This is a genomic window from Pseudomonas promysalinigenes, from assembly GCF_014269025.2.
Taxonomy (GTDB): Bacteria; Pseudomonadota; Gammaproteobacteria; order Pseudomonadales; family Pseudomonadaceae; genus Aquipseudomonas; species Aquipseudomonas promysalinigenes.
In genome coordinates, this window is record NZ_CP077094.1 from 2,866,854 (window position 1) to 2,881,036 (window position 14,183).

14 protein-coding genes are annotated in these 14,183 nt (G+C 59.7%); 9 read left to right on the forward strand and 5 right to left on the reverse strand.

Annotated features, from left to right (window positions below; genetic code table 11):
* Window positions 1-402 precede the first annotated feature (402 nt).
* Together HU725_RS13055 and HU725_RS13060 are read left to right on the forward strand one after the other, a co-directional pair.
* Window positions 403-1,323 (forward strand): SMP-30/gluconolactonase/LRE family protein, encoded by a 921-nt coding sequence (locus HU725_RS13055; protein WP_186477972.1) that lies wholly within the window; start codon window positions 403-405, stop codon window positions 1,321-1,323.
* 48 nt (window positions 1,324-1,371) lie between these two features.
* Complete coding sequence (locus tag HU725_RS13060) at window positions 1,372-2,706, forward strand: MFS transporter (RefSeq protein ID WP_186477973.1); 1,335 nt, start codon at window positions 1,372-1,374, stop codon at window positions 2,704-2,706.
* A 3-nt stretch (window positions 2,707-2,709) separates the two neighbouring features.
* Here the strand turns inward: HU725_RS13060 and HU725_RS13065 are convergent, their stop codons facing one another.
* Together HU725_RS13065 and HU725_RS13070 are read right to left on the reverse strand one after the other, a co-directional pair.
* Window positions 2,710-3,936 (reverse strand): MFS transporter, encoded by a 1,227-nt coding sequence (locus HU725_RS13065; RefSeq protein WP_189658044.1) that lies wholly within the window; start codon window positions 3,934-3,936, stop codon window positions 2,710-2,712.
* Between the two features lie 85 nt (window positions 3,937-4,021).
* Entirely contained in the window at window positions 4,022-4,699 is a 678-nt protein-coding gene (locus HU725_RS13070) for an RraA family protein (RefSeq protein ID WP_186477974.1), read from the reverse strand.
* Window positions 4,700-4,918: 219 nt separating this feature from the next.
* On the opposite strand from HU725_RS13070, the gene HU725_RS13075 reads away from it, so the two are divergent.
* The 3 genes from HU725_RS13075 (at window position 4,919) to glsB (ending at window position 8,472) form a co-directional block, all read left to right on the forward strand.
* Window positions 4,919-5,896, forward strand: coding sequence for a hydroxyacid dehydrogenase (locus HU725_RS13075; RefSeq protein WP_186477975.1), 978 nt, complete (start codon window positions 4,919-4,921; stop codon window positions 5,894-5,896).
* A gap of 79 nt (window positions 5,897-5,975) precedes the next feature.
* Window positions 5,976-7,304 (forward strand): MFS transporter, encoded by a 1,329-nt coding sequence (locus HU725_RS13080; protein WP_060478466.1) that lies wholly within the window; start codon window positions 5,976-5,978, stop codon window positions 7,302-7,304.
* Window positions 7,305-7,563: 259 nt separating this feature from the next.
* Window positions 7,564-8,472, forward strand: a complete 909-nt coding sequence (glsB, locus tag HU725_RS13085) for a glutaminase B (RefSeq protein WP_186477976.1) — start codon at window positions 7,564-7,566, stop codon at window positions 8,470-8,472.
* A 134-nt stretch (window positions 8,473-8,606) separates the two neighbouring features.
* Here the strand turns inward: glsB and HU725_RS13090 are convergent, their stop codons facing one another.
* Window positions 8,607-9,164 carry a GNAT family N-acetyltransferase gene (locus tag HU725_RS13090; RefSeq protein ID WP_186477977.1) on the reverse strand — a complete coding sequence of 186 codons (558 nt, stop codon included), beginning with the start codon at window positions 9,162-9,164 and terminating at the stop codon, window positions 8,607-8,609.
* A 200-nt stretch (window positions 9,165-9,364) separates the two neighbouring features.
* Here HU725_RS13090 and HU725_RS13095 point away from each other — a divergent pair, with 200 nt between their 5' ends.
* The 4 genes from HU725_RS13095 to HU725_RS13110 all read left to right on the forward strand — a co-directional run bounded on the left by HU725_RS13095 (window position 9,365) and on the right by HU725_RS13110 (window position 12,302).
* Entirely contained in the window at window positions 9,365-10,252 is an 888-nt protein-coding gene (locus HU725_RS13095) for an alpha/beta hydrolase (protein ID WP_186477978.1), read from the forward strand.
* 178 nt (window positions 10,253-10,430) lie between these two features.
* Window positions 10,431-10,958 (forward strand): DUF3455 domain-containing protein, encoded by a 528-nt coding sequence (locus HU725_RS13100; protein ID WP_186477979.1) that lies wholly within the window; start codon window positions 10,431-10,433, stop codon window positions 10,956-10,958.
* Between the two features lie 100 nt (window positions 10,959-11,058).
* Entirely contained in the window at window positions 11,059-11,607 is a 549-nt protein-coding gene (locus tag HU725_RS13105; RefSeq protein ID WP_186477980.1) for a sigma-70 family RNA polymerase sigma factor, read from the forward strand.
* Window positions 11,604-12,302, forward strand: a complete 699-nt coding sequence (locus tag HU725_RS13110) for an anti-sigma factor (protein WP_186477981.1) — start codon at window positions 11,604-11,606, stop codon at window positions 12,300-12,302. Before HU725_RS13105 ends, HU725_RS13110 begins: the two co-directional genes overlap by 4 nt.
* Window positions 12,303-12,378: 76 nt before the next feature.
* Here HU725_RS13110 and HU725_RS13115 read toward each other — a convergent pair whose 3' ends face one another.
* Together HU725_RS13115 and HU725_RS13120 are read right to left on the reverse strand one after the other, a co-directional pair.
* Entirely contained in the window at window positions 12,379-13,083 is a 705-nt protein-coding gene (locus HU725_RS13115; protein WP_186477982.1) for an SDR family oxidoreductase, read from the reverse strand.
* Between the two features lie 113 nt (window positions 13,084-13,196).
* Window positions 13,197-14,063, reverse strand: a complete 867-nt coding sequence (locus HU725_RS13120; RefSeq protein ID WP_186477983.1) for a DMT family transporter — start codon at window positions 14,061-14,063, stop codon at window positions 13,197-13,199.
* Window positions 14,064-14,183 lie beyond the last annotated feature (120 nt).

Below are 14,183 nucleotides of genomic sequence, written 5' to 3' on the forward strand. Positions count from 1 at the left end.
CATTATCCGTCAATGGCCTGCCCCCGCCAACGTAGCATGCGCCATCGCACGGATAAAAAACCAGGAAGGCTCGGGAGATGAATTGGCGTACGCACTTGCCAACCGCAACTGCCAGGCAGCGCGGCCGCTGCTGGCGGGCGAATTCCGACTGGCGCTTATCAGCAAAACGCTGATCAGAAAGGCACGACTGGCATGGTTTTTTTGAAATGCCATTTCCATTATTCGTCAAGCGGCAACTCAAAATGTACAGCATGCAGCGGATAACAAGAAAAAATCGGGCTTAAAATTGAGTTTATGCTTCACCTCACGTCCGATTATGGTTTATTTTGCAACGGCGTTGCATTAAACAAGTCACAACAATAATTGGACGCTTAGCCGCCCACCCAGACCCCAGGAGCGCTTATGAGCTTCTTCGCTGCCCCGCCCACCGTGGAAACCACGGTTTTTACCCGCCTACCTGACCAATTTCGCGACCCGCGACCTACTGCCTGGGCCAATGCCAACCGCCAAGGCCGAGCCATCGACTCGTTCCTGGAAGGCCCATCGTTTGATCGTCAAGGGCGCCTCTACGTCACCGACATTCCCAACGGCAGAATTTTTCGCATCTCACCGCAGGGCGACTGGGAAATGGTCTGCCAGTACGATGGCTGGCCCAACGGCCTGAAAATTCACCATGACGGGCGCATCTTCATCACCGACTATAAGCGCGGGATCATGCAGCTGGACCCAGAGACCGGCGCCATCGAGGCCGTGCTCGACTCGGCAGGTTCCGAAAGCTTCAAAGGGGTCAACGACCTGGTATTCGCACCCAACGGCGACCTGTACTTCACTGATCAAGGCCAGACTGGGCTGCAGGATGCCAGCGGCCGCGTCTACAAGCTTGATGCAAGCGGCAACCTGACCTGCCTGCTGAACACCATCCCAAGCCCTAATGGCATCGTCTATGACCCACACCTCAACCACCTGCTGGTGGCAGTGACAAGGGCCCAACAGATCTGGCGCATCCCGCTGGGCAACGGCTCGATCCTTGGCAAGGTAGGTGTCTTCGCCCAGTTGCACGGCGGCCTTGGCGGGCCTGACGGCCTGGCGCTCGATGCCAACAGCAACCTGTACATCGCCCATACCGGATTCGGCTCGGTGTGGAAGCTGTCGAAAGTCGCCGAACCCTTGCAGCGCATCGTTTCGTGCGCAGGTATCAGCAACACCAACCTGGCCTTCGGCGGCGACGACGGGCAGACCTTGTACATCACCGAATCGGAAACCGGCAGCATCCTGCAGGTACGCACCACTGCGCCTGGGCTGCCCATGTACTCCCACAGCTGACCCAGCCCCCCCTGTCAGGGCACACAACAACTACAAAAGAACGACGACATGACCCACGAAAACCCCGCAGCCCAGGCGCCGCTAAGCGATGCCGAGGGCGAACGCCTGATGCGCCGCCTATTGTGGCGCCTGGTGCCGTTCATTTTCATCTGCTACGTGATCAGCTACCTGGATCGCACCAATGTAGGCTTCGCCGCCATCAGCATGAACCAGGACCTGGGCCTGACCGCAACGATGTTCGGCTGGGCAGCCGGCCTGTTCTTCTTCGGCTATTTCATGTTCGAAATCCCCAGCAACCTGCTGATGCAGCGCTTCGGCGCGCGGGTATGGATTGCGCGGATCATGATTACATGGGGGTTGATCTCCATGGCGACCGCCTTCGCCACGGGGCCGATCAGCTTCAGCATCGCGCGCTTTTTGCTAGGGCTTGCCGAAGCAGGCTTCACACCGGGCGTGTACCTGTACTTCACGTACTGGTTCCCCGGCAAATGGCGGGCAAAAGCCACTGCAGCGTTCCTGCTAGGTATTCCTGTGGCCAACATCGTTGGCTCACCCCTGTCTGGCTGGTTGATGCAGCAACATGACGTATGGGGGCTGAAAAACTGGCAACTGCTACTGGTCACCGAATCGATGCCAGCTGTGCTGCTGGGCATCGCGTGCCTTTTCATCTTGGTCGACACCCCTGCCAAGGCCAAGTGGCTGAGCGTGCGCGAGAAAGCGTGGCTCAACCAGCGCCTTAGCCAAGAGCAGCAGTCGATTGGCGCATCCCACGGCAACACACTGCGGGCTGCTTTGACCAACCCCAAGGTGTTCACCCTGGCAGCCATCAATTTCTGTTGCATCGTCGGTTCGATCGGCATAGGGATGTGGCTACCGCAGATCATCAAAGGGCTGGGCATCGATAGCGGCATTGTGGGCTTTGTGGTTGCACTGCCCTATGTGGTTGGCGCCCTGTGCATGACAATCTGGGCACGCCTGGCCAACCGCAGCACTCATCGCCTGCCTTACGTGGTCAGCGCCTTGGCCTTGGCCGCGGTGGCCTTGGTAGCAGCCGCCCTGCTCGACCAGCCAGTGCTGAAAATCGCCAGTTTGTGCGTGGCAGTGGCAAGCATCCTGTCATTCCAGGCCACGTTCTGGGCCATACCCTCGACCATCCTGACCGGGCGCGCCGCCGCCGGGGGCTTGGCGATGATCGTTTCGATCGGCAACCTGGGCGGCTTCACCGGCCCGTTCCTGATAGGCCTTATCAAAGACAGCACTCAGAGCTTCAGCATGCCCTTCTTCGCCGTGGCATCCATTCTGCTGGTAGGCACCTGCCTGATGCTCTGGCTGGGCGATCCGGCAAAGAAACAGACCCTGCAAGGCCAAGGCCAGCCGGCCTGACGCTCAGCCACCACGGCGCGTGCTGTATTGCCCCAACAACCCCACTACCAGAACCCCGCCAGCGACCCCCAAGGTCGCTGGCGCCCCCCAGCGTGCCGCAACCAAGCCCGCAGCCATACCGCCCAAGGCCTCGAAACCAAAGCGCATGGCGATATAGAACGCGATCACCCGGCCACGCAAATGGCTGGGGGCGCCACTTTGCAATTGCATGTTGGTGCTGACGTTGCTAAGCGTGATCCCAAAACCCAATACACCCAACGCAAACAGTGCCAGTGGCAGTGCTCCGGCCATACACAGGCCGAGCAGCGCAAACGCGCACAGCAGTGCCCCTGCATCGGTGAATTGCCGCAGACGAGACAAGGCACCCCCGAACGCCAGCACCAGTGTAGCCACGAATGCGCCAGCGCCAGCCGCCCCCCATAACCAGCCCAGCACTCGCGCATCACCAGCGAAAACAGCCCTGGCCAGGATGGGCAACAATGCTGCGTAGCAGGACGCCAGCAGGTTGACCATGATCACATTGACCAGCAACTGGCGAACACTGCGGGTTTGCCACAGATACACCAGCCCTTCGCGAAACACTTGGGCGGTCGAACCGCTGGCTCTGGGGGCAGCTGTGCCGCGCACCTTCAGCAACCCCCCCAGCAAGGCTAGAAAAGCCACAGCTGTGAGGGCGAAACAGGCGGCCTCACCAGCTAGCGCAATCAGCCCGCCAGCCAGTGGCGGGCCCACAAACCGTGCAGCATTGATCAGCATGGCATTGAGCACCAGCGCGTTCGGAAGGTCGGCTGGATCGTCGACGAAACTGCCGATCAGTGCCTGGCGCAAGGGCGTTTCCAAAGCATTGAGCAAGCCGAGCAACAACGCCATGGCCGCAATGAGTGGACCGTCGATCAAGCCCAGCCAAGTAGCGACCGCCAGTGCCACGGACTGACCGATAAGGACCATTTGCACGATGATCAGCAGCCGACGCTTGTCGTGGCGGTCGATCCAGGCGCCGGCCAAAGGACCGACCAGCAGTTGCGGGGCCAGCGATAGAAAGGTGATCAACCCGAGCAAGACGGCAGAACCAGTCAAGTGATACGCAAGCCAGGCCAACGCAACCTGCTGCACCCACTTGCCCAGCGTAGAAACCCCCTGGCCGACGAAATAGATCTGAAAGTTACGATGAGCCAACGCCCGCACAGCGGCGGGCCAGCGTTTGCGATGCGGTGAAGATGAATCGTACAAGTCTGCGAACCTCAATAGACCCGCGACCGGCACCGAGCTTTCAGCCGCTGCGCACCCCATCGCAAGGTGCGCAGCGCATGGAAGATCAGCCTGGAAGCAGGCAGCCTTTTTTCTTCAAGGAGTCCAGAACCCAGGAACGGTCATTGGTACCTTGGGCAATTTTTTCCATCTGTGCGGTTTCGGCAGTGTGCTTGGCGGTGGCCGCGGCATATACCTCAGCGACATGGTCATAAGGCACGCACAGCAGGCCATCGTCATCACCAATCACCAGGTCGCCTGGCTGGACCACCATACCATCAATGGCAATCGGCACGTTGATCTCGCCAGGGCCGTCTTTGTAAGGGCCACGGTGCGAAACCCCGGCCGCGAACAACGGGAAGTCACCCGCGCTGATATTGGCAGCATCGCGGATGGCGCCGTTGATCACGATGCCGGCCACGCCACGCTTGACTGCGTAAGCCACCATCATTTCGCCGATCAGTGCATTGGTCAGATCGCCGCCGGCATCGACCACGATCACGTCACCTGGCTGAGCAATGTCGAGCGCGTAGTGCAGCATCAGGTTGTCACCTGGACGCGCCTTGACAGTCACCGCCGGGCCGCACAGCACCCCTTCTCGGTGCATAGGACGCAGGCGGGCACCGCCTGCCGTCATGCGGTTCATCGAATCGCTGACATTGGCAACCGGCACCTCGCGGTACCGTGCAACCCACTCATCGCCGACTTTACGTGCGCGCTCAAGCACTTGGAAGCCAATGCTCATGTGACATACCTCTATTGGATTTATTCGATGTCATCGACTGCTGCCGAATCTATTTTTAGAATGTCATTTCATAATTGTCGTTGCAATCACTTTTTACACACGCCAAATGCGTTTTATCGTTGGCTGAAATTTTATTATTGCAACAGCGTTTCATTATGCTAGGGTTCCAATCATGCCGCTATGGCGGCTGACTGCCCCCACAAGAACAAGGTATTCACGATGTCACGAACCATTGTGCTGACCGGCCCCGAGCTCGCTGCTGAGGCTATGAACCTGGCTGCCGAACAAGGCATTAGAGTCGTTCCCACCACCCCGTACCTGCCGGCCGAAGAGCTGGAAGCCATCATTCGCGCAGAGCAGCCCGATGCCATCGTGGTCCGCCAGGGCGCGTTGACCCGCGCCATGATCGACGCTTCGGCTAACCTGAAGGTGATCGCCAAGCACGGTGTGGGCTACAACACCATCGATATCCAAGCCGCTGCAGACCGCGGCATCCCGGTCTCGATCGCCGTAGGCGCCAATGCGCAGTCTGTGGCAGAGCTGGCCTTCGCGTTGATGTTCAGCGTGGCCCGTCAAACCGCATTGCTGGATGCGCGTATGCGTGATGGGCACTGGGACAAATCCTCGGCCAACGGCATCGAGCTGGCTGGCAAAACCTTGGGCCTGGTTGGCTTAGGGTCCATTGGCGGTATCCTCATGGACCTGGTGGCGCCACTGCGCATGAAGGTCAAGGTATTTGACCCCTACCTCAAACAGCTGCCGGAGCGCCCGCACGTCGAACGTGAAGCGGATTTCGATCGCCTGCTCGCTGAAAGCGATATCATCAGCCTGCATTGCCCGCTGACCGAGACCAATCACAACCTGATTGGCGCAGCCCAGCTTGAACGTATGCGCCCCAGCGCCATCCTGATCAACACTGCCCGTGGTGAGCTGATCGACTCCAACGCTTTGGTCAAAGCGCTTAGCGAGCGACGCATCGCCGGTGCTGGCCTTGACACCTTCAGCCCCGAACCGCCGCCTGCCGACAGCCCACTGTGGGGCTTGCCCAGTTTGGTTGCCACCCCGCATGTGGGCGCCAATACCAGCGAGGCCCGTGACCGGGTGGCCCTGGTGGCATTGAACCAGATCCTGGATGTCTGGGCGGGCAAAGCTCTGGACCCGCGCTGCGTGGTCAATCGCCATCTGTTCGCCAGCTGATTGCATGCCCCGGCTGCCCCCGTGCGCCTGGGGGCCTTCACTACGCGTCACTCCAGAAAAACAACAATTGGAGAGCATCATGAATTCAGCAACGTCCTTGCCGGATGAACTCGAACGCAGCACCATGCGCCGTGTCGCCTGGCGCCTGCTGCCTTTTCTGATCATCTGCTACCTGATCGCGATCATCGACCGCGGCAACATCGGCATGGCCTCGCTGCAGATGAACGAGGACCTGCAGCTCACGGCCAAGGTATTCGGCTTCGCCAGCAGCCTCTTCTTCTTTGCGTACTTTCTGGTCGAAGTACCCAGCAACCTGGCCATGCAACGTTACGGGGCCCGTATCTGGATCGCCCGCATCATGATTACCTGGGGCCTGATCTCGGCAGGCACAGCCTTCGTTCAGGGCTCCAATTCCCTCTACGTAATGCGGTTTCTGCTGGGCGCAGCCGAGGCTGGGTTCTTCCCAGGTGTCCTGCTGTACCTCACCTACTGGCTGCCGTCGGCTTACCGGGCACGGATGGTGGCGCTGTTCATGGTGGCAATTCCTGCTGCCAACTTCATCGGATCGCCGCTGTCGGGCTTGCTGCTGAGCCTGGATGGCTGGATGGGCATGCGCGGCTGGCACTGGCTGTTCATCCTCGAAGGTATCCCTGCCGTCTTTCTAGGTATCGCCTGCCTATTCGTCCTCACCGATCGCCCCGAGCAGGCCAAATGGTTGACTGACGAGCAACGCGGCTGGCTCACCAAGCGCTTGGCGGATGAGGCGTCGAAGAAAACCGCCATTGGCCATATCTCGTTGTGGAAGCTGCTGCGCCACAAAGATATCTGGGTATTGGCGCTGATCTATTCGGGCGCCTCGGCTGCTGGCAGCACCATGAGCGTGTGGGCTCCTCAACTGCTGAAAACCTTCGGCCTGAGTGCCATGGAAATCGGCATGGTCAATGCCATTCCTTACGGCATCGCATCAGTGCTGATGATCATCTGGGGCCGCAGTTCTGACCGTACCGGCGAGCGTCGCTGGCACACGGCAATGACCATGCTGCTGATCGCGGCAGGGCTGCTGATGACGCTGTTCACCTCGTCGCTACCGGCGACTGTGGTGATGCTGACCATGGTGCTGGTGGGTGCGTATTCGATGAAAGGGCCGTTCTGGGCACTGGTATCAGGCTGGTTGTCATCCTCTACCGCCGCAGCTGGCCTTGCTGCCGTAGGCGCCATGGCCAACTTGATCGGGGGAGGTCTGATGGTCAATGCCTATGGTGCGATTCACGACGCCACCGGTAGCTACGCCTTGGCGCTGATGCCCTTGGCCGCACTGTGCTTGGTTGCCGGGGTGGCCGTACTGGTGATCGGCCGCAAGCGCCAACACCAACAAGCTGAAACGGCCGGAGTCGTCGGCGCGAAATAATCCGGAAGTGCAGCACCTCGATGCCCACTTCCTGTCTCAGGAATGTGGGCATCGTCGTTTCACGGCATCACACTCGGCAAGATCCATGTCGAGCTTTCGTCATCGAACCCTCCCAGGCGCCTATCTGAACGGCTGCAGATCGGGCCACATGCAGGCGGCCTGCCCAACACTTGGCCATCGATTTGTGATCTCTGCCGCCGCGCTTGCGTCTGAGATCCTACCCCGGCAGTCATGCTGGGAAGTGACAAGAGAGCCCGCCATGCAAACGCTGTTGAACGAGATTCTCGAAGAAGTACGCCCCTTGATCGGCAAGGGCAAAGTCGCTGACTACATACCCGCTCTGGCCGACGTGCCGGCGCAGCAACTGGGCATTGCTGTCTACGGCAACGATGGCAGCTACCACTGCGCAGGCGACGCCTTGGTACCGTTCTCGGTGCAGAGTATTTCCAAGGTCTTCAGCCTGGTCCAGGCGATCGGCCATTCAGGCGAAGCCATTTGGGAGCGACTGGGCCACGAGCCCTCGGGTCAACCTTTCAACTCCCTGGTACAGCTGGAGTTCGAACGCGGCCGCCCGCGCAACCCTTTCATCAATGCCGGCGCACTGGTGATCTGCGATATCAATCAGTCGCGCTTCGCCGCGCCCACCCTGTCGATGCGCGATTTCGTAAGGCGGTTGTCGGGTAACCCGCATATTGCAATCGACGCACGCGTGGCCGATTCGGAATACCAGTTCCGCGCGCGTAACGCGGCCATGGCTTACCTGATGCAATCATTCGGTAACTTTCACAACGAAGTCGAAACGGTACTGCGCAGTTACTTCAGCTACTGCGCGCTGCAGATGAGCTGCCTGGACCTGGCGCGCGCCTTCTGCTTCCTGGCCAACGACGGGTTCTGCAAGCACAGTGGCGAGCAGATCCTCACCCGGCGTCAGACTCAGCAGGTGAACTCGATCATGGCCACCAGCGGGCTTTATGACGAAGCCGGTAACTTTGCTTACCGGGTGGGCTTGCCCGGCAAAAGCGGCGTGGGGGGCGGGATCGTAGCCATCGTTCCGGGGCAGTTCACCGTGTGTGTCTGGTCGCCTGAGCTGAACTCGGCAGGTAACTCCTATGCGGGCATGGCCGCGCTGGAGCTGCTCAGCTCGCGCATCGGCTGGTCAGTCTTCTGACACTGGCCGCAAGGCTCAGGGTTCGAGGGGCGATCCCCCTATCAAGCAAAAGCACATTGTTGCAGGAGCGGGTTCATCCGCTCCAACAGGCCTATCGGCAATGGACGCTCTGAGCAGCGCCCGTTGCGCGACGGTCAGCGTGTTGACACCGACATAGCCACCCAGTCTGCACGGCTCATCTCCCATATTTCGACGGCCATCTGCCCAGCCACGAAGTCGCCTTCCCTGACGTCTACCAAGCGCATGCCCTCATGTTCCGACACCTTGCGTGATGCGTGGTTGGCAACCGCTTTGGGAACCTGCATGACCGGGCGAGCCAGGGTCTGGAACCAATACGCGTTGATAGCCCTGCAGGCCTCGCGCATGTAGCCCCTGCCCCACCATTGTGGTGCGAGCCAGAACCCCCTGTTGTTGCCCGGCTGGTCATACAAACTGATGCTGCCCAGGGTGCAATCGGCATCGTCGCGCATGCGGATCATCCAATGCCACTCACGTCCCTCTGCCATCCCCCGCAGCGCGACGTCTCGTACGTAGGTCAGTGCCCCATCATCGGGATACGGCCATGGCACACGCCGATCCAGATAGCGAACAACCTCCCAGCAAGGGAAGAGCTGCTGAATGGTGTCTGAGTCCTCCAGCTGCAGCGGCGTCAATAGCAGGCGGTCTGTAGTCAATGTTGCAAAGCGATCCATGTCGGTCGTTCCTGGCCATCCGTGTGAGGTTTCGATTATGTGTACTGAAGTTTTATTGTGTCGATCGTTTCGCGGCTGGCCAATCTGAACCTCCGCTGCGGGCAATGGATTCAGCTAGGGGTGCGCCAAGCACCCGATCAATAGCTGAATTTCAACGCAAGCTCGCAGTCTCAAAAGCACACAGCCTCCGAGTACGCACCATGATCAGGTTAGCCTTACGCATCGGTTTAGTTGGCGCACTGCTGGGCCTGTTGGTGGGCTGTTCACCTCTGAAAGTGTTGAACCTCCTTACCCCAGACGGCACCTACACCAAAGCATCCAATCTCAAATATGGTAACGACCCGCGCAACCAACTGGATGTATACACGCCGGTCAACCTCACCAGCGACGTACCGGTGGTGGTTTTCTTCTATGGCGGCAGCTGGACCCGCGGCTCACGCAGTGACTACGGTTTCGTCGGTGAGGCTCTGGCAGCGCGTGGCATCGTTGCCGTGATAGCCGATTATCGCCTCTACCCGCAGGTTCACTATCAGGGCTTTCTTGAAGACAGTGCGCAGGCGGTTGGCTGGACCCGCCAACATATCCACCAATACCGTGGCGATCCCAAGCGGCTGTATGTGATGGGGCATAGCGCAGGCGGTTACAACGCCGCCATGATCGCTCTAGATCCTCAATGGCTGGCAGCGGTGAACATGCAGCCGTCAATGCTCAGTGGCTGGATCGGTCTAGCCGGGCCGTACGACTTTCTGCCCATTGAAAACCCAGAAGTGAAACCGATTTTCTTTTTCCCGGACTCCCCACCGGACTCCCAACCGATCAACCATGTTGGCCCCGATTCTCCCCCTGCCCTGTTGATGGCGGCGCAGGACGACTCGCTGGTCAATCCCCAGCGCAACACCGCAGGCATGGCTCGGCGCTTGCGAGAGCAGGGTGTGTCGGTGCGCGAACTCTATTTTTCCAAGCCTGGGCACGGGACATTGGTGGCAGCGTTCGCGCGCCCGATGCGTTGGCTGGCGCCGGTTTTGGATGAAGTGGTGACATTCATCAATGGGCAAGATCCAGCGCCGATAGATTCTCACGAGCGATGAGGCAGTGTGCCCAGGCTACGTTACAGCGCGCCAGCGCCTGCGTTTGCGCGGATTGGCTTTGTAGCTAACGCAGCCGATATTTTTTTCTCTTTGAGTGCATCCAACCCTGGCGCTGGCGGGTATTGCTAATGGGCGGCTTGTGACCGCCCTGCCTAATGACCTGTCAGGAGCACTCCCAATGACTCGCAAACTTTCTGCCTGCCTGCTTGCCTTCAGCATCACCCTGGCGTTGCAACCCGCACATGGCCAAACCGCGCTGCCAGATGCGGTCAAGGTGCCCGATGGCCATCGCGTTCTGCTCGAGACCGTCGGCGTGGGCGAGGTCACTTATGAATGCCGCGACAAGAGCAACAGCCCCGGCCAAACCGAATGGACCTTCGTCGGTCCCAAGGCCGTGCTCAATGATCGTGCCGGCAAGCAGGTTGGCGAGTACTTCGGCCCACCCGCCACCTGGCAGGCCAAAGATGGCTCGAAGGTCACCGGCACTCAGCTTGCGGTAGCGCCAGCGGACAAGGGCGCCTTGCCCTACCAACTGGTCAAGGCCAACCCTGCCGAAGGCAAAGGCGCCATGCAGGGCGTGAGCTATATCCAGCGCCTGGCCACCCGCGGCGGCGTGGCTCCAGCCAGTGACTGCACCGTACAAAACAAAGGTGCCAAGCAGGTGGTGCAGTACCAGGCCGACTACGTGTTCTGGACACATAAGTAATACGTTGAACAGACACCTTGCGATTGTTCATCTACGCTCGTTGGCAAGCCCCCGGCTTCAAGGCCGGGGCACCTTGCATGACACAAGGAAGCCACAGACGTTGAACTCGCCGGTCACCCCTTTTGACTTCGGTCGTTGCCTGCAGGCCTGTGCACAGGGCGACCGACGAGCCCTGCAAGCGCTATACGACCACGAAGGCGCGCGGCTACTGGGCGTCGCCAGGCGTATCGCCCGTGACAATGCAACTGCTGAAGACATCGTCCACGATGCTTTCATCCGCATCTGGACCCGTGCGGGTAGCTTCGACCCTGCGCGCGGTTCGGCACAGGGCTGGATCTACAGCATCGTGCGCCACTTGGCCCTCAATGCCATTCGCGATTCCCGGCGTGAAACCGTGCTGGACGATGGGGCCGTCGATATCTCAAGCAGCTTGCAAAATGGCCTGGATGACATCGACCTGTGGTCCGGCTCAGCGAAAATATATCGTTGCCTGGAACAATTGCAGCCCGCGCCACAGCGCTGCATCCTGCACGCTTATGTGGACGGTTGCAGTCACGCCGAGATTGCTGCCCTGTTGGGCGCGCCACTGGGCACCGTCAAAGCCTGGATCAAGCGCAGCCTCCAGGCGCTGCGGGAGTGCCTGGGATGAAACCGGATAATGCCCAAGCGATGGATACCTTGGCCGGCGAGTTCGTCCTGGGTACCTTGTCATCAGAGCAACACGCCGCAGTGCTCCAGCGCCTCGAGCACGATCCGGCCTTGCGCGCCATGGTAGATGACTGGGAGACGCGTCTGCTCGAGCTGACCGCACTAGCTACACCTCACCCACCGAGCGCCCGCCTTTGGGGCCGTATCCAACGCAGCCTGAATGAACGCATCACCCCCCAGGTCTTGCCACGGGTCAAGTGGTGGCAACGCCTTGGCATGTGGCAAGCGCTGAGCGCTACGGGGCTGGTCGCAAGCGTGTTGCTGGCGTTCATTTTGCTCACCACGCCGCCGCCCACTCCTCAATTTATGGTAGTGCTGGTGGCACCGAGCACTCAGGCGCCCGGTTGGGTGGTACAGGCCAGCGACAGCCGCATGATCGAGCTGATTCCGCTTGGCAATGAGGCGATCCCCGAGGGTATGGCCTTACAGTTCTGGACCAAGGGCAACCAGTGGCGCGCACCGGTTTCGCTGGGCCTAGTCAAGCCTGGAGAGCTTTACCGGCTACCGCTGCAGAGCCTGCCGCCGCTGGAGGCCAACCAATTGTTCGAGCTCACCCTGGAGAAGGCCGGCGGTTCATCCACCGGGCTTCCGACGGGGCCAGTGAAGTTCATTGGCCGTGCTGTGAAAGTGATCTGAGCCGCACACAAATCATGTTTAGCGCGAGCATCCTTGCTGCACCAGAATCACAATCAAGCACCCGGCCCTTGTGCACTCAAACGCTGCGGGTAACGCCGCCGTCTACTTTTATGTTCTGCCCGGTAATGTACGCAGCTCCTTGGCTGGCGAGGAAGGCGATGGTGGCGGCGATTTCCTCACTGGATCCATAGCGTTTGAGCGGCACAGCGTCGCGGCGCTCCTGCGTGGCTGGGAGGCTGTCGATCCAACCCGGTAGCACATTGTTCATGCGAATATTGTCACCTGCATACTGGTCAGCGAAGATCTTGCTGAACGACGCAAGGCCTGCGCGGAACACTGCCGATGTCGGGAAAAGCTCGCTTGGCTCGAATGTCCACGCACTGGAAATATTGATGATCGCACCACCGCCCTGACGCTGCATGTATGGCGTGACCAGACGGGTTGGGCGAATCACATTGAGCAGGTAGGTTTCCATGCCCTTGTGCCAATCCTCGTCGCTGATGTCCAGTATCGGGGCTCGGGGGCCGTGGCCCGCGCTATTTACCAGGACGTCTATCCGCCCCCACTTCTGAATGACTCTGTCAACCAGACGTTGCAGGTCTTCGTTGGACTGATTACTGCCAGTGATGCCGACGCCTCCCAGCTGCTGCGCCAGCGCTTCGCCCTTGCCCGAGGATGAAAGAACACCGACTTTGAACCCCTCAGCCGCCAGCCGACGTGCCGCCGCTGCACCCATGCCGCTACCGCCGGCGGTAACGATTGCAACCTTCTCTGCTGACATATATCCCCCTGAAATGCTGTTGAACGATGTACGTGATCAGGCTAGCAATACCCATTCACCAGAGAGAGACAACAACGCTTCTATCAGCCAGTAGATTTTATGCAGGCCTTTCATTAAGCGAACCTCTTCGCTCCGGCAACGCAGACCACAGCCCCGAGGGTTACAGCAAGCATTATCGTGCTGACGTGCTCTCCCAACAGCAGCGCCGCCAACCCCAGCCCCATGAACGGCTGCAGCAGTTGCAGTTGGCCTACGGCCGCAATCCCACCCTGCACCAGTCCTCGATACCAGAATACGAAGCCGATCAGCATGCTGAACAACGAAACGTAGCCAAAGCTTAACCAGGCGGCGCCACTAGCCTTGGTCAAGGCTTCAGGAGCTGGAAAATTGACTATCGTCAGCACCAGCATCAATGGCAACGCTACCAGCAACGCCCAACAGATCACTTGCCAACCGCCCAATCTGCGCGACAGGCGCGCACCCTCGGCATAACCCAACCCGCATACCACTACGGCTGCCATCATCAGCAGGTCACCCAGGATCGAACCGTTGCTCGCGCTCAACCACGCATAGCCCGCCACCAGCCCGGCACCTGCAACTGAAAATAGCCAGAATAACGGCCCAGGGCGTTCACCGCCGCGCAGTACGGCGAACCCTGCAGTGCACATTGGCAACAAACCGACAAAAACGATGGAATGCGCCGAGCTGACATGCTGCAAGGCCAAAGCGGTGAGCAGGGGAAAACCTATTACCACGCCAAGTGCAGTAACTGCCAGCGACGCCACATCCGAGCGTTTGGGCCGAGGCTGGCGCAGCACCATCAAACAACACGCGCCCAGCAAGGCCGCGATGGTAGCCCTGGCGCAGGTCAGAAACGTGGGTTCGAAAGCGCTTACCGCCATGCGAGTTGCTGGCAATGAGCCGGCGAATATTGCCACGCCCATCAAGCCATTGAGCCAGCCACTGGTTGTCTTTTCCATCAATGAGTCCTCTGCCTGTCAGTGCTCAGTACAGCACTGACAGGCAGACCAGGACCATGTACAGTCCAGTACGGTTCAACCGAACTGTTATGCATTTGAATCCAGCACAGTCGAGGGTGC